This window comes from Mucilaginibacter sp., assembly GCF_039935595.1.
GTDB lineage: Bacteria > Bacteroidota > Bacteroidia > Sphingobacteriales > Sphingobacteriaceae > Mucilaginibacter.
Genome location: NZ_JBDTJZ010000071.1, coordinates 1 through 22,921, shown reverse-complemented (window position 1 = coordinate 22,921; position 22,921 = coordinate 1). Strand labels below are relative to the sequence as shown.

Annotated in this window: 23 protein-coding genes and 1 pseudogene; 15 read left to right on the top strand and 9 right to left on the bottom strand. The window is 40.4% G+C overall.

Annotated elements, in window-relative coordinates; translation table 11 throughout:
- The 5 genes and pseudogenes from ABI367_RS04410 to ABI367_RS04390 form a co-directional block, all read left to right on the top strand.
- A pseudogene (locus ABI367_RS04410) lies at window positions 1–234 on the top strand (BamA/TamA family outer membrane protein); the annotation flags it as partial.
- Window positions 235–402: 168 nt separating this feature from the next.
- Complete coding sequence (locus ABI367_RS04405) at window positions 403–2,376, top strand: M1 family metallopeptidase (protein ID WP_462230409.1); 1,974 nt, start codon at window positions 403–405, stop codon at window positions 2,374–2,376.
- A gap of 181 nt (window positions 2,377–2,557) precedes the next feature.
- A complete protein-coding gene (locus tag ABI367_RS04400; RefSeq protein WP_462230407.1) occupies window positions 2,558–4,825 on the top strand; it encodes an ATP-dependent helicase in 2,268 nt (755 codons plus the stop codon).
- Window positions 4,826–4,976: 151 nt separating this feature from the next.
- On the top strand, window positions 4,977–5,333 hold the full coding sequence (locus ABI367_RS04395; protein ID WP_462230405.1) for a helix-turn-helix domain-containing protein: 357 nt from the start codon (window positions 4,977–4,979) through the stop codon (window positions 5,331–5,333).
- A gap of 216 nt (window positions 5,334–5,549) precedes the next feature.
- Window positions 5,550–5,834 carry a hypothetical protein gene (locus ABI367_RS04390; RefSeq protein WP_462230403.1) on the top strand — a complete coding sequence of 95 codons (285 nt, stop codon included), beginning with the start codon at window positions 5,550–5,552 and terminating at the stop codon, window positions 5,832–5,834.
- On the opposite strand, the gene ABI367_RS04385 is transcribed toward ABI367_RS04390, so the two are convergent.
- On the bottom strand, window positions 5,835–6,425 hold the full coding sequence (locus ABI367_RS04385; RefSeq protein WP_462230401.1) for a hypothetical protein: 591 nt from the start codon (window positions 6,423–6,425) through the stop codon (window positions 5,835–5,837).
- Between the two features lie 126 nt (window positions 6,426–6,551).
- Here ABI367_RS04385 and ABI367_RS04380 point away from each other — a divergent pair, with 126 nt between their 5' ends.
- Window positions 6,552–7,922 (top strand): dipeptidase, encoded by a 1,371-nt coding sequence (locus ABI367_RS04380; RefSeq protein ID WP_462230411.1) that lies wholly within the window; start codon window positions 6,552–6,554, stop codon window positions 7,920–7,922.
- A gap of 45 nt (window positions 7,923–7,967) precedes the next feature.
- Here the strand turns inward: ABI367_RS04380 and ABI367_RS04375 are convergent, their stop codons facing one another.
- The gene (locus ABI367_RS04375) at window positions 7,968–9,065 is read right to left on the bottom strand and encodes a mandelate racemase/muconate lactonizing enzyme family protein (RefSeq protein ID WP_462230399.1); all 1,098 of its coding nucleotides are present in this window, start codon (window positions 9,063–9,065) and stop codon (window positions 7,968–7,970) included.
- Window positions 9,066–9,419: 354 nt separating this feature from the next.
- On the opposite strand from ABI367_RS04375, the gene ABI367_RS04370 reads away from it, so the two are divergent.
- The 3 genes from ABI367_RS04370 to ABI367_RS04360 all read left to right on the top strand — a co-directional run bounded on the left by ABI367_RS04370 (window position 9,420) and on the right by ABI367_RS04360 (window position 11,978).
- Window positions 9,420–10,133: a DUF4290 domain-containing protein gene (locus tag ABI367_RS04370; RefSeq protein ID WP_462230397.1), complete on the top strand. Its 714-nt coding sequence runs from the start codon at window positions 9,420–9,422 to the stop codon at window positions 10,131–10,133.
- A gap of 104 nt (window positions 10,134–10,237) precedes the next feature.
- Window positions 10,238–11,545 carry a UDP-N-acetylglucosamine 1-carboxyvinyltransferase gene (gene murA, locus ABI367_RS04365; protein WP_462230395.1) on the top strand — a complete coding sequence of 436 codons (1,308 nt, stop codon included), beginning with the start codon at window positions 10,238–10,240 and terminating at the stop codon, window positions 11,543–11,545.
- A 61-nt stretch (window positions 11,546–11,606) separates the two neighbouring features.
- On the top strand, window positions 11,607–11,978 hold the full coding sequence (locus ABI367_RS04360; RefSeq protein WP_462230393.1) for a DMT family protein: 372 nt from the start codon (window positions 11,607–11,609) through the stop codon (window positions 11,976–11,978).
- Window positions 11,979–12,042: 64 nt separating this feature from the next.
- On the opposite strand, the gene ABI367_RS04355 is transcribed toward ABI367_RS04360, so the two are convergent.
- The 3 genes from ABI367_RS04355 to ABI367_RS04345 form a co-directional block, all read right to left on the bottom strand.
- Window positions 12,043–12,726 carry an HAD family hydrolase gene (locus ABI367_RS04355; RefSeq protein ID WP_462230391.1) on the bottom strand — a complete coding sequence of 228 codons (684 nt, stop codon included), beginning with the start codon at window positions 12,724–12,726 and terminating at the stop codon, window positions 12,043–12,045.
- Between the two features lie 30 nt (window positions 12,727–12,756).
- Window positions 12,757–13,479 carry an SDR family NAD(P)-dependent oxidoreductase gene (locus ABI367_RS04350; protein WP_462230389.1) on the bottom strand — a complete coding sequence of 241 codons (723 nt, stop codon included), beginning with the start codon at window positions 13,477–13,479 and terminating at the stop codon, window positions 12,757–12,759.
- 66 nt (window positions 13,480–13,545) lie between these two features.
- Entirely contained in the window at window positions 13,546–14,439 is an 894-nt protein-coding gene (locus ABI367_RS04345) for a helix-turn-helix domain-containing protein (RefSeq protein ID WP_462230387.1), read from the bottom strand.
- Between the two features lie 77 nt (window positions 14,440–14,516).
- Here ABI367_RS04345 and lysS point away from each other — a divergent pair, with 77 nt between their 5' ends.
- Both lysS and ABI367_RS04335 read left to right on the top strand, forming a co-directional pair.
- Window positions 14,517–16,238, top strand: coding sequence for a lysine--tRNA ligase (lysS, locus tag ABI367_RS04340; RefSeq protein ID WP_462230385.1), 1,722 nt, complete (start codon window positions 14,517–14,519; stop codon window positions 16,236–16,238).
- Between the two features lie 223 nt (window positions 16,239–16,461).
- The gene (locus tag ABI367_RS04335; RefSeq protein WP_462258020.1) at window positions 16,462–16,662 is read left to right on the top strand and encodes a hypothetical protein; all 201 of its coding nucleotides are present in this window, start codon (window positions 16,462–16,464) and stop codon (window positions 16,660–16,662) included.
- Window positions 16,663–16,701: 39 nt separating this feature from the next.
- On the opposite strand, the gene ABI367_RS04330 is transcribed toward ABI367_RS04335, so the two are convergent.
- Window positions 16,702–17,250: a tetratricopeptide repeat protein gene (locus ABI367_RS04330; protein ID WP_462230381.1), complete on the bottom strand. Its 549-nt coding sequence runs from the start codon at window positions 17,248–17,250 to the stop codon at window positions 16,702–16,704.
- Window positions 17,251–17,325: 75 nt separating this feature from the next.
- On the opposite strand from ABI367_RS04330, the gene ung reads away from it, so the two are divergent.
- Window positions 17,326–18,009 (top strand): uracil-DNA glycosylase, encoded by a 684-nt coding sequence (gene ung / locus ABI367_RS04325; protein ID WP_462230379.1) that lies wholly within the window; start codon window positions 17,326–17,328, stop codon window positions 18,007–18,009.
- A 74-nt stretch (window positions 18,010–18,083) separates the two neighbouring features.
- Here ung and ABI367_RS04320 read toward each other — a convergent pair whose 3' ends face one another.
- Entirely contained in the window at window positions 18,084–18,554 is a 471-nt protein-coding gene (locus ABI367_RS04320; protein ID WP_462230377.1) for an Lrp/AsnC family transcriptional regulator, read from the bottom strand.
- A gap of 119 nt (window positions 18,555–18,673) precedes the next feature.
- Between ABI367_RS04320 and ABI367_RS04315 the strand changes: the two genes are divergently transcribed.
- From ABI367_RS04315 to smpB, 3 genes are read left to right on the top strand one after another with little or no spacing between them, the layout of a single operon-like run.
- Window positions 18,674–19,324 (top strand): metal-dependent transcriptional regulator, encoded by a 651-nt coding sequence (locus ABI367_RS04315; RefSeq protein WP_462230375.1) that lies wholly within the window; start codon window positions 18,674–18,676, stop codon window positions 19,322–19,324.
- On the top strand, window positions 19,321–21,207 hold the full coding sequence (locus tag ABI367_RS04310; protein ID WP_462230373.1) for an Nramp family divalent metal transporter: 1,887 nt from the start codon (window positions 19,321–19,323) through the stop codon (window positions 21,205–21,207). The genes ABI367_RS04315 and ABI367_RS04310 overlap by 4 nt, the downstream gene beginning before the upstream one ends.
- A gap of 43 nt (window positions 21,208–21,250) precedes the next feature.
- Entirely contained in the window at window positions 21,251–21,703 is a 453-nt protein-coding gene (smpB, locus tag ABI367_RS04305; protein ID WP_462230371.1) for an SsrA-binding protein SmpB, read from the top strand.
- Window positions 21,704–21,778: 75 nt separating this feature from the next.
- Here smpB and ABI367_RS04300 read toward each other — a convergent pair whose 3' ends face one another.
- Together ABI367_RS04300 and ABI367_RS04295 are read right to left on the bottom strand one after the other, a co-directional pair.
- The gene (locus ABI367_RS04300; RefSeq protein ID WP_462230369.1) at window positions 21,779–22,435 is read right to left on the bottom strand and encodes a protein-L-isoaspartate(D-aspartate) O-methyltransferase; all 657 of its coding nucleotides are present in this window, start codon (window positions 22,433–22,435) and stop codon (window positions 21,779–21,781) included.
- A gap of 63 nt (window positions 22,436–22,498) precedes the next feature.
- Window positions 22,499–22,921, bottom strand: a 423-nt coding sequence (locus ABI367_RS04295) for a hypothetical protein (protein WP_462230367.1), incomplete at its 5' end; no start/stop codon positions are given.

Genomic DNA, 22,921 nt, shown 5'->3' with positions numbered 1-22,921 from the left:
GCAGAGAGCGAATACCGGCGCGACATTACCAAAGATGGTTTATTGGGTTTTGTGCTTTTTGCTGACGTTACCACCGTTAGCGGATCGGGTACGCTATTAAAAACCTGGCATCCTGCTGCCGGGACGGGCTTGCGGATAAAATTTAATAAAGGCTCCAATACCAACATCGGTATTGACTATGGCTTTAGCAAAGGTTATAATGCGCTGATATTAAATTTGGGCGAGGCTTTTTGATTTCGGATTTCGGATGTATAATTTCGGATTTAAACCGGGTGATCGCCAAGTTAATGTGTCTAAAATATTGTTACAGCCCAACTTGTTTGGGTTTAAAACCCCTCGTTATTTGAATTTATCAATCAGCGTTATTTTTCGTTACTTTGCCTTATTAATTAACTGAATTACATGTCATCAATAAAAAATTACCTGCTATCAGCATGCAGTATGCTTGCTATGGTATCAACCGCGTTTGCACAATTAGCGCCCGATACTTCTATTAAATATGACCATCAGGATCTTTTCGGTCCTATAACATGGCCCGTAACCGGCGGTGGTACCCGTTCGGCAAGTGGCAAGCCCGGTCCAAACTACTGGCAAAACCGTGCCGATTATCAAATACACGCTACACTTAACGAAGGTACCCAGGATACTACCCTAAACGGCGAAGTAGCCATCAGCTATACCAACAACAGCCCGGACGAACTGAACTATTTATGGCTGCAACTGGATCAAAACCTGTTTAAACCTGACTCGCGCGGGTGGGCAACAACCCCCTACACCGGCGACCGCTTTGATGTTCGTGGCTACCAACAGGGTGGTTATAAAATTGCGTCAGTAACGGTTACTTATAAGGGTCAAAGCTATACAGTAAACCCTATCATAACAGATGCCCGTATGCAGTTGCGCCTGCAAAACCCATTAGGTGCGAAAGGCGACAAGATACAGGTAAAAGTAAACTATAGCTTCTCTATACCCCTTTACGGCGCCGACCGTATGGGCCGCAAAAAGTTTAAACAAGGCTACGTTTATGAAATTGCCCAATGGTACCCCCGCATGTGCGTGTATGACGATGTTGAGGGCTGGAACACCCTGCCGTACATGGGACTGGGCGAGTTTTACTGCGAGTATGGCGATTTTGACTATTACATTACCGCCCCGGCCAATATGATAGTAACAGGGTCGGGCGATCTGCAAAATGCTGCCGAGGTGCTTAGTCCTACCCAACTCAGCCGCTTAAACGAGGCAAAAAACAGCGACAAAACGGTAATGCTGATAAAGCCCAATGAGGTAGGCAAACCAGAAACACGTCCCTTTAATGGCACTTTAACCTGGCACTTTAAAATGCAAAACAGCCGTGATGTGGCCTGGGCGGCATCACCCGCTTTTATATGGGATGCGGCAAGGGTAAATTTCCCATCAGGACGTAAGGGTATTGCCATGTCGGCCTACCCTGTTGAGAGCAGCGGTGATGATGCCTGGGGCCGCTCAACCGAATACCTTAAATATAGCATGGAGATATACTCAAAGGCTTATTTTGAATACCCGTGGAACTCGGCAACAAGTGTATCTGGAGTAGCCTTAGGCATGGAGTATCCCGGTATTATATTTTGCCTGAGCAACTATAAAGACGGCAGGCTTTGGCAGGACATTACCCACGAGATAGGCCATAACTGGTTCCCGATGATAGTGGGCTCAAACGAACGTAAATACATGTGGCAGGACGAAGGGTTTAACACTTTTATTAATGAATATTCATCCTCGGTATTTAATAATGGAGAATACAAAGAACCTGAAAACAAAGCACAGGCTGTTTTAGGCGGCTATAAAAACAGCCGTGATCCGCTAATGACCCCGCCCGAAGCCATCGGCCTTAATGATTATGGACAATATTATAATAAAACCGCGCTTGGTTTAGATATGCTGCGCAACATAGTAGTAGGGCCAGAACGTTTTGACTTTGCCTTTAACCAATACATAAAAAACTGGGCCATGAAACATCCCCTGCCTTATGATTTTTTCAGGGCGATGAACGATGCTACCGGCGAGGATTTGAACTGGTTCTGGAAATCGTGGTTCTTCACCACCTGGAAGCTTGACCAGGCCGTACAAGGCGTAAGGTACACCAGCACTAACAAAGCCGACGGCGCGCTGATAACCATTGCGAACAAAGAAAAAATGGCCATGCCGGTTGAACTTAAAATTACCCAGGAAAACGGCAAAGTAGAAACCATACACCTGCCGGTAAATGTTTGGCAGCGCAATGCTACATGGACGTTTAGGTATCCGTCTACCTCAACAATTACCTCTATCGAGATAGACCCTAACCACCAATTGCCTGATATTAATTTGAGCAATAACGTGTATACAGCAGGAGATTAGAGATTAGAGATTAGAGATTAGAGATTAGAGATTAGAGATTAGAAGCAACTTTTAATAGCGATAGGTGTTTTAGCTTATCGCTATTTTTTTGTTGGTTATTATAGATAAAAAACCGAATTCGAAAAACCGAATTCCGAAATCGTTTCTTAATTTCGTCATTCTATAAAAAGAGGAAACAGGTTTGGATTATTTAGAGGGATTGAACCCTGAACAGAAAGCAGCAGTACAGCAAATTAAAGGGCCGGTAATGATCATAGCGGGTGCCGGATCGGGCAAAACGCGGGTTATTACCTACCGCGTTGCACATTTAATACGTAACGGTGTTGATTCATTCAATATACTGGTACTCACCTTTACCAACAAAGCCGCCCGCGAAATGCGCGAGCGTATAACCCACCTGGTAGGTACAGAAGCCAAAAATATATGGATGGGTACCTTCCACTCGGTTTTTGCCAAATTACTGCGGGTTGAGGCCGATAAACTTGGATACCCAAATAACTTTACTATTTACGATACCGACGACAGCAAAAGCGTATTACGGGCCATTTTAAAAGAAATGAACTTGGACGATAAGCTTTACCAGGTCAATTTTGTGCTTAACCGTATATCGGCAGCAAAAAACAACCTGGTATCATGGATGGAATACCAGCAAAACGACCAGATACAAGCCGACGATATATCATCAAACCGGCCGTTATTGGGTATCATATATCAAAATTATGTGCAGCGTTGCTATCGTGCCGGTGCAATGGATTTTGACGACCTTTTATTTAAAACCAACGAACTGCTTAAAACATATCCGGAGGTACTTAATAAATACCAGCACAAATTTAAATACCTGATGGTTGATGAGTATCAGGATACCAACTTTTCACAATACCTGATTGTTAAAAAACTGGCCGCGGTTAACGAGAATATCTGTGTGGTGGGTGATGACGCGCAAAGCATCTACGCGTTTAGGGGTGCCAATATTCAAAACATCCTGAACTTTGAAAAAGATTACCCCGACCTTAAAATATTTAAGTTGGAGCAAAACTATCGCTCAACCCAAAACATTGTTAAGGTTGCCAATAGCATTATCGCCAATAATAAAGAACAGTTGAAAAAAAATGTTTTTTCTGAAAAGGAAAGCGGGGATAAAATTAAAGTAATGCGCGCCTTTAGTGATAATGAAGAAGGTAAACTGGTTGCCGAAGCCATTATGTACGAGCGTACTACTAAAGGTCTAAAGTGGCATGACTTTGCCATACTTTATCGTACCAATGCGCAATCACGCTCAATGGAAGAGGCTTTGCGTAAAATGGGTACGCCTTATAAAATATATGGTGGCCTCTCCTTCTATCAACGTAAAGAAATCAAGGACCTTATAGCTTATTTCAGGCTTACCTTTAACCCTAATGATGAGGAAGCTTTAAAGCGTGTTATTAACTATCCGAAACGTGGCATTGGCGATACTTCTGTAGATAACATTATTGTAAGTGCAGATCAACATGGTATTACCCCATGGGAAATTATCATCAACTCAGCTAAATATCTTAACAGGGCACCGGCATCATTGCCTGCTTTTGCCACTATGATACAAAGCTTTCAGGTATTAACCAAAACACAAACAGCTTATGAGGCCGCTTTATATATTGCGCAACATTCCGGTTTGTTAAAAGACTTGTATGAAGATAAATCTGTAGAAGGGTTAAATCGTTATGAAAATATACAAGAGTTACTTAACGGTATTAAAGAGTTTTCTGAACGCGAGGATCTGGAAGAAAAAGGATTGGATATTTTTATGCAGGATATTGCCCTGCTGACCAATGATGATAAGGACAAAGACCCTGATGCCGATACCGTATCATTAATGACCATTCACTCATCAAAAGGACTTGAATTTTCGCAGGTGCATGTGGTTGGGTTGGAGGAAAACCTGTTCCCATCACAAATGGCACTTAACTCGCGCAGCGATTTGGAAGAAGAGCGCCGCTTGTTTTATGTAGCCATAACCCGGGCCGAAACTAAACTGACGTTAAGCTATGCTACTTCGCGATTTAAATTTGGCACGCTGATAAGCTGTGAACCAAGTCGCTTTTTAGATGAAATAGATGCCCAATACCTGGAGCTGGATTTTACCGCCAAACCGGCAAACACCGGCAAATTATCATTTGATGATGAGCGCAATGCCTGGGGTAAACGTGAGGATACGTTTTCGAAACCTAAACCACCTGTTAAAACAACATCTATTTTAGCAAAAGCACATGTGCCTTCGCCCGGTTTTAAACCCTCCGATACTTCAAACCTGCAGGTAGGCATGGAAGTAGAACACGAACGTTTTGGTTTTGGAAAAGTTATAAGCTTAGAAGGCAATAAACCCGATATAAAGGCAACCATATTTTTTAAGGAAATAGGTCAAAAACAACTACTATTAAAATTCGCAAAGTTAAATATCATAAACTCCTAATTAATGGCATTTAATCAAAACGTAGAAAAATCTCTACGTAAAGGGTATTTTTTTACTTATTTATTTTAAAAGGTTAACTTTGCTAAGTATAATAACTTATGGCATATCCTTTGAAAAAGATGGAACATACCCTTAATTAAATGTTAATCAAATGAGCGAACTTTTTAAAAAGAAAACAAACAAAACTATTGGTAAAAACATCAGAACTTTCCGTCATCAACATGGCTGGAGCCAGGAAGATGTGGCAAGCCGTCTTGGCATTTCTATACCTGCTTTTTCAAAAATTGAAACAGGGGTTACTGATATAAATTTATCGAGGTTAGAGCAAATTGCAAATATTTATGAAATAGAAGTTGCTCAGTTGTTATCGCTTGATATGGAAGAAGAAGAGATTGAACCATCAAACTTAAGTATACTTCAAAAGAAATTGGCTGACAGAGAATTGGAGATTGCAAATTTGCAACGCAAGGTTATTTTACTTTATGAAGAACTAAGAAACAAGAGCTAATTTTCTTGATCTATCAATATCGTACAAAATCAAAACCGTACAAAATAACCGACATATCACTTTTGAACCGGGTTTAATTATTATTCAATATCAATAAATTACAACTTCAAAAGTTAATTACTTTAATTTAAACGTTATTTTATTCCTAAAAGACAAGGATTAACCTTTCAATCTTGTCTTTGGTTTTATATTTGCAACATATCATTAAAAAATGATATGCCAAATTATCTGATATCTGTATCGCAAACCGAAGCTCTTAACAATGTTATTCATGATGCTAAAAGCAAATTAAAGATAAAGGCTTTTAATTTGTTAAGAGGTCGTTTTAAACCCAAAAAGGGAGAGGTTCAATTTTTTGTTACTGCTGGCAAACAGAGTTTGGCATTTGAAACCCGCGGATACAGAAAGCACCGTGAGCTTCTTATATTACAAATGATATCATGGTATTGTGTTTATTTAGGATTGATGGAGGCACAGATACATACACACTGGCCGGTATAATTATGGCTTGGGTGAGTTGCGTAGTATTTCGCTCATTTCTATGATCTTTTCATCAATCTCTGATACGCATTTGCCCATCATTTCAATACACTCCTCTTTGCTTATCAATTCTTCCTTTTCCAAATTAATTAATCCTTTAAGTGTAGCAATTGGTCCTCTTATCTGGTGCGACAGGTAAGATGAATATTCTGAAAGTTTCCTATTTTTTGTCTGAAGATCTTTGGTCCTGTCATTAATTATTTCTTCTAAATGATGATTAATACGATCAACATTATCCTTTTGCCTTACAATTTCGTTATTTAACTCCTGTAATTGCAAATTGGTAGTGGCCGTCCGCTTTATATTTCCCATTAATAGTGCTATAACCAGGAGTAATAAACAGGCTACTATGGCTACCGACCAAAATTTAACAAGTTCAATAGTATCGTTCTTCCGCTGAATAATTTTTTCTTTACTTTTAAAACCAACTCTCTTTATATTATTTGAGATCACTGCTTTATGTACCATTAAGCTATCTTCCGCCGTAGCCGCTTCACTAAAATAAACAGCTAAAAACAATGTTAAAAACAAAACATACAGCGTGTTTTTCATTAGAGGTATAAATATATAACGAATGTGAAAATAGTAATATTAAGCGAATATTAAATGTGTGTTCACTGTATTTCTTTTTAATGGCCAACTCACCTTGTTATAGTATATTTGCTAAAAACACGCGGTATGCAGCATATAAAGCAATATATAGAACAAAATAAACAGCGTTTGCTGGACGAATTATTTGAATTGTTACGTTTCCCATCAGTTAGCGCCGACCCAAAATATAAACCTGATGTTTTAAAAACCGCAGACTATGTAGCCAAAAAGTTATGCGATGCCGGCGCAGACAATGTAGAGGTTTGCACAACCGCTGGGTACCCCATCGTTTATGCTGAGAAGATAATCGACTCCGCTAAACCAACAGTATTGGTTTATGGCCATTACGATGTACAACCTGCCGACCCGCTGGAATTATGGAAAACACCTCCTTTTGAACCAACCATACGCGATGGCAAGATATATGCCCGCGGTGCCTGCGATGATAAGGGCCAGTTTTATATGCACGTAAAGGCATTTGAATTGATGATGCAAACCGGCACCTTACCCTGCAATATTAAGTTCATGATTGAAGGCGAAGAAGAAGTCGGCTCGTCAAACCTGGCCATATTTGTAAAGGAAAATAAAGAACGACTTAAAGCTGATGTGGTATTAATATCTGACACATCAATGCTTAGCATGGAAAATCCATCATTAGAGACCGGTTTGCGCGGGCTTGCCTACCTGGAAGTAGAAGTGACCGGACCAAACCGCGACCTGCACTCGGGTGTATATGGCGGTGCAGTTGCAAACCCGACTACTATACTGGCAAAAATGATAGCTTCTTTACATGATGTGAATAACCGTATTGCTATACCCGGATTTTATGACGATGTAACCGAGTTAACCAAAGAGGAACGTGCCGAACTTAACGCCGCACCTTATAATGAAGATGAATACAAAAAAGATCTTGATATAGCCGAAGTATGGGGCGAAAAAGGCTATACAACTATTGAACGTACCGGGACCCGCCCTACTCTTGAGGTAAACGGCATTTGGGGAGGTTACATTGGCGAGGGGGCCAAAACCGTGTTACCATCTAAGGCTCATGCTAAAATATCTATGCGTTTGGTGCCTAACCAAACCTCAGAAAAGATAACTCAGTTATTTACCGATCACTTTTTAAAAATTGCCCCGCCTTATGTTAAGGTAAAAGTAACACCCCACCACGGCGGCGAACCGGTGGTAACACCTACCGATAGCATAGCCTATCGCGCGGCACAAAAAGCCATAACCGAAGCCTTTGGTAAAGCGCCCATACCTACCCGCGGCGGCGGCAGTATACCAATTGTTGCTTTGTTTGAAGCTGAACTGAATATTAAAACCGTATTGATGGGCTTTGGCCTGGATAGCGATGCCTTACACTCGCCTAATGAAAAGTATGATATTTTTAATTATTACAAAGGGATAGAAACTATACCGTTGTTCCATAAATATTTTGCGGAGTATAGTAATTAGTTAATCGGAGATTAGTGATTAGTACCAATCACTGATTACTAATCTCTAATAACTGAAATGCTCGCATTTCTCCAAAAACTTATCCTCGGCATCTACGCCTATACCCGGTGTATCGTCAATATTTAAAAAATAACCATCGTAAGTAACGCCACCAACTGCCGGGTCCTCCTGATGGCCTATCATGCAGGTATCCATATCGTAAAATTCAATATTGGGGCTACTGTAAACAAAGTGTAGCTTGGCGCTTAGGGCTATGCGGCTCTCCAGCATCCCGCCCATCATACATGGAATGTTATGCTGCGCGGCCAAATTTTGTATCTTTGTAGCCTCAAATATCCCCCCCGATTTAGAAAACTTGATATTAATATAATGGCATGATCCGCTGTTGATCTGCTTACGGGCATCATGATGATTATAAACACTCTCATCTGCCATAATTTTTACCGGAGATAGCTGCATTAGTTGCGGCAAAAAATCATCATACCAGGTGCGCATGGGTTGTTCGCAAAACTCAATGCCATATTTACCTATTGCTTTGAGCGCGTTTACCGCGTCATCAAAACTCCAGCCCTGGTTGGCGTCAACACGTATTTTTAGCCCGTCGCCAATAGCAGTACGTATTTGCTTAATACGTTCTACATCTTCGGCAGCGTTTTTACCCAGTTTTACTTTCAATATCTTTGCTCCGGATTTTTTAAATGCTACTGCCTGTTTGGCCATATCATCCGGCGTGCCAATACCGATAGTTATATCCGTTTCTACCTTCCTTTTTTCGCCACCTAAAAACTGGTATAAGGGCAGGCCGGCATTTTTAGCGGCAATGTCATACAAAGCCATATCAAAAGCGCTTTTAATGGTAGTATTGCCGGCTGTAAAGTCATGTAGCTGCTGCAAGCGTGTGGGTATATTTAAAGCATCCTGTCCTTTCCATAGTTTAGCAAATTCTTTAGCCATAACCAGGCAGGTATCCTGCGTTTCGCCAACTATCATCGGGAAGGCCGAGCACTCGCCCACGCCATAAAATCCGCCATCGGTATGTACCCGTATAAATACATTCTGCGCATAATCCATAGTGCCGGTAGCTATGGTAAACGGCCGCATGGCAATACTGAAACGGTAGATATCGATATGGGTAATTTTCACGATGGCTGATTATCTGGTTAAGTTAAGCAGTTTGGGATAATATTTCAAACTATATTTTGGATGGCTTAGCCCCCCCAAAAAGCCTATTATAAATATGGGTTAACATAACTTAACACAATTAAGGGTTAACATTGAGTTAAAAATCTAACAATCAAATACTTAAATAAATTTCTTTCAAAAAAGTGTTAACCATGATTTATAGCTATTTGTACATTAACACAATTGCTGTATATTTGTCTCACTACAAACACAATTCAACTTTAGCCGCTACGCCCCGTTTTTATCAAGGGCGATGAGATCTGCGCTAATTTTAACACTTCATAAAAATTATTAACTTTTAAATACGACTTTACTATGCCCCAAGAATTTGATTATAACTCAACCAGGAACAAACTGATCCTGTCTGAATACGGACGCAATGTGCAAAATATGGTTAAATATATTTGCGCCCTGCCTACCAGGGAAGAACGTAACCGCTACGCAGCGGTTGTTATTGACTTGATGGGCTTTTTAAACCCACACCTGCGTGATGTGGCCGACTTTAAGCATAAACTATGGGATCACCTGCACATTATATCTGATTACCAGATAGATGTCGACTCGCCATACCCTAAGCCAACGCCCGAAGCTATACACTTAAAGCCCGAGCCGTTAAGATACCCCAACCAGCGTATCAGGTATAAGCATTATGGCAAAACCATTGAACTGATGATTGAGAAAGCCAAAACCATTGAAGAGCCTGAGCGTAAGCGCCACATGGTGCAGGCCATAGCTAACTTTATGAAAATGGCCTATGTACAGTGGAACAAGGACTCGGTTGCTGATGAGAGTATTTTGGCCGATTTGGTTGCCATGTCGCGCGGCGAGTTGCAGGTGGATGAAAATATTAACCTAAACCGGGTTGAATATCGCCCTGCGCCGCAAAACAATAATACCGGTCGTGGCGGTGGCCGTACCAATAATAACCGTGGCGGTAGCGGTGGTGGCCGTACCAATAACAATCCGCGTAATAACAACAACCAAAATAACCGTAACCGCAATAACGGTGGCGGCGGTAAAAAATATTAATGGTTGATGGATGATAGTTCATGGTTCATGGTAAAAGTGATTTTAAAATTGCTTTATTTTGAATCAGCAACTATGATCCATGAACTATCATCCATGAACTACTTATGACTAACGCATTTGAGATACGCGGAGGCAAACCGCTAAAAGGCGAAATAACACCCCAGGGTGCAAAAAACGAAGCATTGCAGATATTATCTGCTGTTCTATTGACCGACCAAAAAATAACCGTCAGCAATATACCTGATATTGTTGACGTAAATAAGCTGATAGAGTTATTGGGCGACATGGGTGTGAAAGTTGAACGCTTATCAGCCGATACTTATACTTTTGAAGCTAAAGATATTGATCTTGACTTTTTCCTTTCGGACGCGTTTAAATCAAAAGGCGGCAGTCTGCGTGGCTCTATCATGATAGTTGGGCCGTTATTGGCCCGGTTTGGCAAGGCAGCCATACCCAAACCTGGTGGCGATAAAATAGGTCGCAGGCGTTTAGATACGCACTTTTTAGGATTTGAAAAACTGGGCGCACAGTTTAACTATAATACGGAGAATGGCTTTTTTAATGTAGACGCATCCAACCTAAAGGGCACTTATATTTTATTAGACGAAGCATCAGTAACCGGTACAGCCAACATCGTAATGGCTGCGGTATTAGCCAAAGGCACTACCACCATTTATAATGCCGCCTGCGAACCTTATTTACAGCAGCTTTGTAAAATGCTTAACCGCATGGGCGCCAAAATAAGCGGCATAGGCTCAAACCTGTTAACTATTGAAGGTGTAACCAAATTGGGCGGTACAGAGCACCGTATGTTGCCAGATATGATCGAGATAGGCTCATTCATCGGCCTTGCTGCCATGACAGGTTCAGAGATCACCATAAAAAATGTTCATTACCAGGAACTGGGTATGATACCCGACGTATTTAGACGTTTGGGTATAAAACTTGAACTGCGTGGCGATGATATTTTTATACCGGCACAGGAGCATTACGAAATTGAAACCTTTATTGACGGCTCCATCATGACCATTGCCGATGCGCCATGGCCGGGCTTCACCCCCGACTTGTTAAGTATCTGTTTAGTTGTTGCCATACAAGCCAAAGGATCGGTATTGATACACCAGAAAATGTTTGAGAGCCGTTTATTCTTTGTAGATAAATTATTGGATATGGGTGCGCAGATCATTTTATGCGATCCGCATCGTGCCACAGTTATTGGCTTAGATAAACAAGTACAATTGCGTGGTATATCTATGACCTCGCCGGATATACGCGCGGGGGTATCGTTATTAATAGCTGCCTTATCGGCACAAGGCAAATCAACTATTTATAATATTGAACAAATTGAACGTGGCTACCAGCATATTGACGACAGGTTGCGTGCGCTGGGTGCTGATATAACAAGAATTTAATTCATATTTTAGATTTACGAAGTTTTAAAAACTTCGTAAATCTATAGCGAACTGCTATGTCATGCGCGGACTAAAAACCATCATTTTCCTCATCATCTCCAATACCTTCATGACCTTTGCATGGTACGGGCATTTAAAGTTTAAAGATTACGAGTGGGGTAAAAATTTGGGGCTTATATCCATCATCTTCATTAGCTGGGGACTGGCATTTTTTGAATATGTTTTTCAGGTACCTGCTAATCGTTTGGGTTACAAAGGCGATGGCGGTCCCTATACCCTGGTACAGCTCAAAACCATACAGGAAGCCATTACACTTACCGTTTTTATGTTATTCAGTGTGGTATTCTTTAAAACTGAAAAACTGGGCTGGAACCATCTGGTTGGTTTTGGACTAATCGTTTTGGCGGTGTTTGTAATATTTAAAAAATGGTAGTGAGTGTGCGGATGGTGAATTAGTTTTAAAACAGCTAATTAAAGCCACACGTAACATAACAGGGCTACAAAAACTCCAATATATCACGTATGCTTTCCACACTTTTAAACCGTTCATTATCAACGGCGTCTTCAATTTGTTCATGCGCCCAGGTGATATGGTAGGGTACGTGTATGGCATGGCTGCCAATATTTAATACCGGCACAATATCGCTTTTTAACGAGTTGCCAACCATCAGCAATTCATCCGGTTGTATATCCAGGTGTTTAATAAGTTTCAGGTAATTGGCATCATCCTTTTCAGACATGATCTCCACATGGTGAAAATAGCCCGTTAAGTTTGATTTTTTGAGCTTGCGCTCCTGGTCAAGCAGGTCGCCCTTGGTGGCAACAACCAGTCGGTATTTACCTTTTAAGGTTTCCAATACCTCCTCTACCCCATCCAGTAACTCAATGGGTTGATTAAGCATTTGCTTGCCCAGATCAAGTATATGTTCAACAGTAGTAGCGCTGATAGTATTGTTAGTTACCCGCAAAGCGGTTTCAACCATTGATAATACAAAACCTTTTATGCCATAACCATATAGCGCCAGGTTTTGAATTTCTATCTTTAGTAATTCACGTTCCAGTTCGTGCAGGGTAGCATATTCGCCCAATAGGTTGCAAAAGGTCTCCTCCGTTTGCCTAAAGTAAGGCTCATTAACCCAAAGGGTATCATCCGCGTCAAAAGCTATTACTTTAATATTCATGAAGCAAATATACCAAACCTGTAGGCTTTGTTACCAAGGACTTTCCTGGTCGGCAGTTTCTATATCATTGCTAAAAAACTTACCGGTTGGGCCATCGGCACTAATGGTAGCATACTTAACAATTATAGCAGCCGCGTCTACAACTGTACCGGGCCCCATATTATTATTAAAATCTGTTTTGGTATAACCGGGATCTACTGCGTTAACTTTAAAAGCGGTGTCTTTTAACTCATAAGCCAAAACGATGGTATAGGCATTTAACGCCGATTTTGATGGACCGTAAATTGAACTTTTATATGGATAATATTTCCAGGTTGGGTCGCTGTGAAGGGTAAGCGATGCCAGACCTGAGGTTACGTTAACGATCCTTGGTTCAGCCGACTTTTTAAGCAGTTCAATAAAGTTTTGCACCACGTTTATCGCGCCAAAAAAATTAGTGTTAAACACTTCGTGGAAGGTATCTAATGACGCCGAGTTGTTTTGTGGAAAGCCACCGCTTATACCCGCGTTATTGATCAATACATCAAGCTCAGTAATTTTTTTTCCTGCCGCCTCAACAGATGTCGGGTTGCTTACATCTATTTGTAAAAATTCAACATTGGTTAAGCCTGCGGCTTTTAATTGGGCAACAGCATTGTCTCCTTTAATGTTATCGCGGGCGCCTAAATAAACAAAATATCCTTGTTTTAATAATTGCCTGGCTGCTTCAAAGCCAATACTTTTGTTGGCTCCTGTTATTAATACTTTTTTCATATCGTAGTTTTTTGTTGATACAAAGGTATCGTCGTCAAAACTAACTGTACTGTACTCCTAAAGGTTTCACTGGTACATTTCACGGATGTTAGCGCGATAAGCAATTGGAGTATCGCCAACTATACGTTTAAAAAAGCGGCTAAAGTAGGATGCATCCTCAAAACCGAGCTCAAAAGCAATTTCTTTTATTGATTGATTGGTATGAAAAAGCAGGCGTTTGGTTTCCAGTATCAAACGTTCATGGATATGGGAAATGGCAGGTTTACCACTTTGTTGTTTTACAACTTCACTTAAATACCCGGCAGATATATTTAACATATCCGCATAACCTGAAACTTCGTGCTGCTCGCTATAATTTTCTTCAATTTTGGCAAGGTACTTTTTTAAGAGCATTCTATCCTGTACGGTATCGTTGTTGCTAAATTGTGCCGTATATAAACGGCTCAGGTATATGGCTAACACCCGCATATAACCCATCAGCATACTGTGTTGCCAGTTATTACCTGCCTTGTTCTCCTGGTACATCTTATCCATCATATCTTCAACAAACAATATATCTGCATCGTTTAACAATAGTTGGTGGCCATTATCAGGATTTTGAATAATGGGCAATTGCCGCAATAAACTATTTTCCTCAAGGGCTAAAAACTCTTCAGTAAATCCAACTAAAGTACCGGTAAATGGTTTGGCTTCTTCCTTAACAAGCACCTGATGGGGTGATGTAAAAGAAAATATATTTGGCGATAAAATACAGGGCTTCATATCTATCCAATGGCGGTTTGATCCCCGCTTTACAAATGCCCAGAAATAATAATCTTTACGGTGTGGAATTAAAAAATCGTCGCGCCTGTAAACAACACTATTATCGGCTTTTCTAATAAAAAACATTTTACTACCCGTTACCGTGTCGGGCTCCATCACATATTTAGGGATTATTGCCTCCGCATCTAATGTATACATACTCAAAGTTAAGCTTATCTAACCGACAAGAGGAAAAAAATCCTATTTTTGCAGCCTTAATAAAATACGGTTATATTATGAGTATTGCATTGTCCGAACAGGAAATTATACGTCGCGAATCATTACAGCAGTTACGTGCTTTAGGTATAAACCCTTATCCTGCCGAGGAGTATCAGGTTACTGCCACTGCACAGGATATTACCGACAACTTCAGCAAGTTTCCGGATACCTATAAATCTGTAACCATTGCAGGCCGTATCATGACCCGTCGTATTATGGGCAGTGCCTCGTTTGCAGAGATACAAGACTCGACCGGCCGTATGCAGATATACATTAAACGCGATGACATTTGCCCCGGAGAGGATAAAACCATGTATAATACCGTATTTAAAAAGCTGTTGGATATTGGCGATTATGTGGGCATTAAAGGCTACGTATTTTTAACCCAAACCGGCGAGATATCTGTGCACGTAGAGGAATTGACCATCCTTTCTAAATCGCTTAAACCGCTGCCTGTAGTAAAACGCGATGAAGAAGGCAATATCCACGATGGCTTTACCGACCCCGAAATGCGTTACCGCCAGCGTTATGTGGATTTGACGGTTAACCCGGAGTATAAACAGATATTCATTAAACGCTCAAAAGTAATAAGCGCCATGCGTAATTACTTTAACAACCAGGGCTGGATGGAGGTTGAAACGCCTATACTACAGCCTGTACACGGCGGCGCGGCAGCACGTCCGTTTGGCACACACCATAACACATTGGATATGCCGCTATTTTTACGCATAGCCAACGAGTTATATTTAAAAAGATTAATAGTAGCCGGTTTTGACGGTGTGTATGAGTTTGGCAAAATGTTCCGTAACGAGGGCATGGACCGTACACATAACCCCGAGTTTACCGCTATGGAAATATATGTGGCCTATAAAGATTATATCTGGATGATGGCTATGGTAGAAGAATGTTTGGAAGAGGTGACCCGTGCAGTACATGGTATACCTGCGGTACAGGTTGGCGCTAATGAGATAAACTTTGCGGGCCCTTATACACGTTTATCCATGTATGATTCTATCCTGAAATATACCGGGATTGATGTATCCGCAATGGATGAGGCCGGCTTACGCGAAGTTTGTGCCGACCTGAACATTGAGGTTGACGCCACCATGGGTAAAGGTAAATTGATTGATGAAATATTCAGTGCCAAAGTAGAGGCTAACCTGATACAGCCAACTTTTATAACCGACTACCCTATTGAAATGACCCCGCTTGCCAAAAAGCACCGCACTAAAGAAGGATTGGTAGAGCGTTTTGAGTTATTTGTTAACGGCAAAGAGATTGCCAATGCTTATTCGGAACTAAACGACCCTATTGATCAGCGCGAACGCTTGGAAGAACAGCTGGTATTGGCCGGCCGTGGGGATGATGAAGCCATGGCGATGGATGACGACTTTTTACGCGCATTGGAATACGGCATGCCGCCAACTTCAGGTTTGGGTATCGGCATTGATCGTTTGGTAATGCTGTTAACCAACCAAAGCACCATACAGGAGGTCTTATTCTTCCCGCAAATGCGCCCGGAGAAAAAGGCTAAAGTTGCTACCGCTGACGATTTTATAAATATTGGCGTACCTGCCGAGTGGGTACCCGTTCTGAATAAAATGGGCTTCAATACAGTTGAAGAACTGAAAGCAGGTAACCCAAACAAGGTATTTAACGATCTTGGCGGCATGCGCAAGAAACTAAAACTGGACATTACCATGCCTGCTAAAGAGGTGGTTATGGCGTGGTTTGAGTAGTGTCTAACGCTCCTCGCTGTCATTTAGAACGAGGTAAGGAGAAATCTATACACATGCTAATTTATTTGAACAGGTGTATATATTTCTCTCTTTGTTCGAAATGACATTTTTATTTCCCTTTACAATTCCTTAACAAAAAGATAAAGCGCTACAAACCTTTGTATTAAAACAGTTGTTTAATTTTATGGTTAAACATCTAAATACAAATGTTATGGTTAATTCAATGTTGGAGATCACCGAGAATGAGTACTTAATAAAGCTGAACAGACAAAACTTTAACCTGTCGTTTATCCGCAGCTTATTAAAAATGGTTGAGGTGGCTAACCCTTCCGAGAATGAGGAAACGGGTTATTCGCGAGAGAGATATGTTTCACAAAACGACTCATCAGAACCTGATTACTTTAGTTCCCTCGAAGAAAAATAGGCTTTAAAACATATTGGTTTTAAAGCCTATTTTTTTATATTAAAACTGACGATATCCGCCCTTTACAACCTGCTTATCCATCTGGGCCATCTGACTTTTCATCATCTTTATTTGCTCGGACAGTAATTTATTTTTATCATCCTTAGCGGCTTCCTGCAAATACATTTGCGCTTCGCGCTTATTACGTTTGGCCATGGCTATACCTGCCAGGCTTAACTTAGCCAAAGCCGTATTGTGCGACATACGCATACCCAGTGCCAACGCCTTTTTAAAATATTTCTCTGACTTTAAAGGAGCTTTTCTTGACTCTATCAAGCCTATTAACAAATTATAATAACCGTGCTGCCCTTTATGCAACTGTTTTTCATAATCATTTACCTTAGCCAAAAATGCTTCGGCTTTGTCTGAATTTTCCTTACGCAAATAATATTGCGATATCAGCATGTTCTCGTTAAAAAAGAATGTTAACAGCAGCATACCGCCCATTAACAATACCAGTATACCCCAACCCCAAAAACCAAACACGCAAAGTGCAACGGCGGCACCAAAAAAAACACAGGCTATAACCAGCCTTACGATATTCGACATAATTTTTTATCCTAATAAAACAGATTGCAAATATCCGTTTATTTGTACTGTAAATCAACATCTGCGTAAATATTTATGGCAATTGAATTAGAACCATCATGGTTAAAAGTTTTAGGCAACGAATTTGACAAGGATTACATGCTAAAACTCAAACAGTTTTTAAAAGAAGAGAAAGATGCCGGCCATAAAATATACCCCAGTGGGAGTAATATTTTTAATGCATTTAATACAACCCCATTTGATAAAGTTAAAGTAGTTATTATAGGACAGGACCCCTATCACGGCCCTAACCAGGCGCATGGCCTTTCATTCTCCGTACAAAAAGGCGTACAGGTACCACCATCGCTTCAAAATATATATAAAGAACTGGCCACCGATATACCGGGCTTCACCATACCCAAAACCGGCGACCTTACCCAATGGGCAGAACAAGGAGTTCTGCTATTAAACGCCACCTTAACCGTGCGAGCGGCAACCGCCGGCTCACACCAAAAAAAGGGTTGGGAAAAATTCACCGATACCGTTATCAAAACCATATCTGATAAAAAAGAGGGTGTAGTATTTATACTTTGGGGTAACTACGCGCAATCAAAAAGCGAATTGATTGACGGCAGCAAACATCTTATTATCAAATCAACCCACCCATCGCCGTTAGCAGTAAGTCGTGGCGGCTTTTTTGGCTCCAGGCCATTTTCAAAAACAAACGAGTATTTAAAACAGCATGGCGAGAAGCCGATAGATTGGAAAATTAGAGATTAGTGATTTGAAATCAGTGATTAGTTGACTTATAAAACCAATCACTAATTAACTAATCTCCAATCACTGCCGAAGGCTTAATACTCCAACGGCACTATAGGCTCTTTTTTATTGGTTGATAGGATCATCATGGTTTGGAAAGTTTTAACCACACTGATGCGGCTTATCTTTTCCATGATCAATTGCTCGTACGATTTAATATCACGTACATAAACCTTTAATAAAAACTCGCACTGCCCGGTTACGTGATGGCACTCGGTAACCTCCTTAATGGCCTGTATCTCGTTAATAAAAGTTTGTATAGTATCCTTTTGATGAAAATCAAGCGATATTTGTATAAAGGTTTTTATGCCCAGTCCCAGTTTCTCTTCATCAACCAGGGCATGATAGCTTTTTATATATTCTAAATTCTCCAATTTACGCACACGCTCCAGCGTTGGCGCAGGCGAAAGCCCTATCTCATTTGAAAGCTGTAAATTGGTTATCCTTCCGTTCTCCTGCAAAATTTTTAATATCTGCAGGTCTATTTTATCCATTTCTGTTGCCATAGCGCTAATAAATAAAGTTGTTCTAACATACAAAATTTAATTTGTTTTATTCCGATTTGATAAAATTTAATTTTTAACATTTTTTAGACGAGTCTAAATTTTTTATTAGATTTGTTTAAATGAATACTTTAGCCGAAGAAAACTATTTAAAGTCTATTTACCACTTATCGCATAGTGCCGATAATGTAAGTACCAACCAGATAGCTACATCGCTTAATACCAGTGCGGCATCGGTATCAGACATGCTTAAAAAGCTGGCAGACAAAAAGTTAATAAATTATGCCAAATATCAGGGAGTTAGCCTTACCCATGCAGGCGAGAAAATAGCGGTAAATATTATACGCAAACACCGCTTGTGGGAATACTTTTTAGTAGAGAAGCTAAATTTTAAATGGGACGAAGTACATGAGATGGCCGAAGAAATGGAACATATCTCATCAACCGAATTGATTGACCGACTGGATAAATTTATGGATTACCCCAGGCGAGACCCGCATGGCGACCCTATACCCGATAGCAATGGTAATTTTAAAAAACACCAGCTAAAACCTGTTACCTCTGTTAAAATAAATGAAAGCTGTGTGATTTCCGGTGTGCGCGATCATTCGGCCGCATTTTTGCAATATCTGGAAAAGCAAAAACTAACCATCGGAAGGAAAATTACTGTAATAGATGTTATTGAATACGATAACTCAATGATAGTACAAACCGATGATACCAAAATACATATAAGCCGTGATGTAGCTAATAATTTATTAATAGCCTTATGAGCAACCACAACGAATCATTAGCTAATGTGCATCATTCGGTAAATACCGAAAACAAAACCGGCTGGAAAAAAATACTGGCGTTTTTAGGACCCGCCTACCTGATAAGTGTTGGGTACATGGACCCTGGTAACTGGGCCACTGATATTGCCGGCGGCAGCGCATTTGGCTATCGGTTGATATGGGTTTTGTTTGCTTCAAACCTTATTGCCCTGCTACTGCAATCATTAAGTGCCCGCCTGGGCATTGTACGCGGACTTGATCTGGCGCAGGTATCAAAAAATACCTACCCGCGCTTTGTTAATTTTTGCCTGTATATACTGGCCCAGTTAGCCATTATAGCCTGCGACCTGGCCGAAATTATAGGTATGGCCATTGGCTTACAGCTATTATTTAATTTACCGCTGATATGGGGCGTATCATTGACCATAACAGATACGCTACTGATGCTATTTTTAATGAATAAAGGCATGCGTAAGCTGGAAACCTTTATTATCTCGATGATATTTATAGTTGGGCTGTCATTCCTGATAGAAATGTTTATTGTTACGCCTGATATTAAAGAAGTAGCTAAAGGTTTTATTCCTAACAATCTATCGGGCAGTGCATTATATATAGCAATCGGAATAATTGGAGCAACGGTAATGCCACATAATTTATACCTGCACTCTTCATTAGTACAAACGCGTCAGATAACCCGTACAGATGAGGGTATAAAAACCGCAATAAAATTCAATTTTATGGATACTGTTATAGCGCTTAACCTGGCATTTTTTGTTAACGCAGCTATATTGATATTAGCTGCCAGCGCTTTTTTTAAAAACGGCTTTTTTGAAATTGCCGAAATACAAGATGCCTATAAATTACTTGATCATATTTTCGGCGCAACTGCTCCTGCCCTGTTTGCTATCGCGCTAATTGCCGCGGGACAAAGCTCAACCATAACAGGTACGCTTGCCGGGCAAATAATTATGGAAGGACATATTAATTTACGTATTGAGCCCTGGCTTAGGCGGTTACTAACTCGTGTACTCGCCATTGTCCCGGCAATGTTCACTATCATATATTTTGGCGAGCGGGGCTTGGGTAACCTTATTATTTTAAGTCAGGTGGTATTAAGCCTGCAACTGGGCTTCGCGGTTATTCCCCTTATCCATTTTACATCCGACCGTAAAAAGATGGGCAACTTTACCATAGGTTTAACAACCAAAATATTAGCCTGGGGGTGTGCTATTTTAATAGTAGGGCTTAATGCTAAACTGGTATATGAGCAGCTAACCAGTTGGATAGACGCCTCGCCCACTACCGCTGTTTGGATGTATGCGGCAGTGCTGCCGGCTATTTTTTGCATAATATCATTATTGCTTTATGTGTTTTTAAGGCCTTTATTATTTAAGCACAAAGATGAGCATGTTTATATTCCGCATGGCATTGCATCCGCAATTAATGATCTGGAGGCCATACATTATCATCATATTGGTATAAGTATTGATTTTTCAAAAAACGATACCGACTCCATAAGGCATGCTATAATGCAGGGCGGTAAGGCCGCTAAATACACCCTGATGCACGTGGTAGAAACCGCCGGTGCGTATTATAATGGTACTGATGTTATGGACCACGAAACACAAAGTGATGTTGACAACCTTGACCAATATGTAATTGCTCTGCAGAAACTCGGTTATAAAGCTGAAGCTAAAATTGGTTTTGGCACAGCAGCCACTGCTATTGCCGAAATTGTAAAGAACGAAAAAATAGACTTTATTGTAATGGGATCGCATGGGCATAAAGCTATTAAGGATCTGATATTTGGCACTACGGTAAATAAAGTACGCCATAAAGTAAATGTGCCGGTATTGGTGGTAAAGCCGTTAGTTAAACAATGACATGGAGAATAAATTGTAAGTTTGCACCAAAATAAAGCAGTGAATGAGCCAGGATAAAATATATATAAAGAACAAAAAAGCTTATTTTGAATACAGCATACTGGATAAATATATAGCCGGGATAAAGTTATTGGGTACCGAAATAAAGTCTATACGCGAAGGTAAAGCCAATATTAATGATGCCTTTTGCACTTTTATTGGCGGCGATCTTTACGTACGCAACCTGCATATTGCCGAATACTCATTTGGCTCATTTTACAACCACGAAGCCAAACGCGACCGTGTACTGCTCCTCAATAAAAAAGAATTAAAAAAGTTACTAACCCGCGGGGAGGAAAAGGGATTGACCATTGTACCCCTGGCACTATTTATAAGTGACCGCGGTTTTGCCAAACTTGAAATTGGCCTGGCCCAGGGTAAAAAGACATTTGATAAACGCGAAACGCTAAAAGAACGCGACACCAAGGTGGAGATGGATAGAGCGATGAAACGTTAGTTCGCAGTGGGCAGTTTGCAGTAAATTACACTATATCAATCAACTGCTAACTGCCAACTGCTAACTGCCAACTCCCTACCAGGCTTTATCTCCCACCAATGGCACAAACCTAAATGTATCCAGCACGTGTTTTTCGTAGTCATGCTCGCCGGTTTTTAGGATGGTAACCATTTTTTGCGAGTTTTCGTCCCCTACGGGGATAACTAATATGCCGCCTATATTTAACTGATTAAGCAAAATTTCAGGCACTGTTGGTGCTCCCGCGGTTACTATTATTTTATCATAAGGGGCACGATTAGCAATACCTTTTGATCCATCACCCAAAAAAAACTTTGGTTTATAGCCCATTTTAGGCAAAACTTGTATGGTACGCTCGTACAATTTTTCCTGCCGCTCAATAGTAAAAACCTTAGCGCCGAGTTCCAGTAAAATACAGGTTTGGTAGCCACAGCCGGTACCTATCTCCAAAACTTTATCCCCCGTTTTAATATGCAGCAGTTCGGTTTGGTAGGCTACGGTATATGGCTGTGATATAGTTTGGCCCTCGCCTATGGGGAAAGCAATATCTTTATAGGCCTGGTTCCAAAACGTTTCGTCAAAAAAAAAGTGACGCGGCACTTTACCTATGGCACTTAAGACATTCTCATCTTCTATACCCTTCTCTCTTAATAAATTTACCAGTTTCTTCCTAGCCCCTTGCTCGCGGTAATTATCGATGTATTTATATGCCATTAAACAAGATTAGTAAGATTTTATTGATTTCAGGATAGGTGTTAGGAAATTTCTTCCTCAATATTAATCTTTTACAAATAGGTCTTTCCCTCGTAAAAAGAAAAGTTTTGCATCTTGTAATGCGGCCATTGGAAAGCTCCCAGACCTAAATGGATGTTTAATCATTAAGTAATAGTTATCTACAGGGTATTTATTATTATTCATATCTAAGTAATAACCATGTGTATTAGTGACATACCCTGAAACATTTTGTGAATTTAAGATTGGAAAATCGAAGTAAGTTTTCTCAATTTCTTTTCCAATTGAGCCATCATTTGCAAAAGCATTGTGATTTTTATACATAGGATAAGCTTTACCATTTATAATTGCAGCAATGGAAGTTAAAACATGAAGCTTTTTAATATTACCTCCAGCTGACCTCATTTCAAGTATAACTTTATCATTTACTTTATTTGAAGTATCCACAGTAATCACAGTAGTTAACAG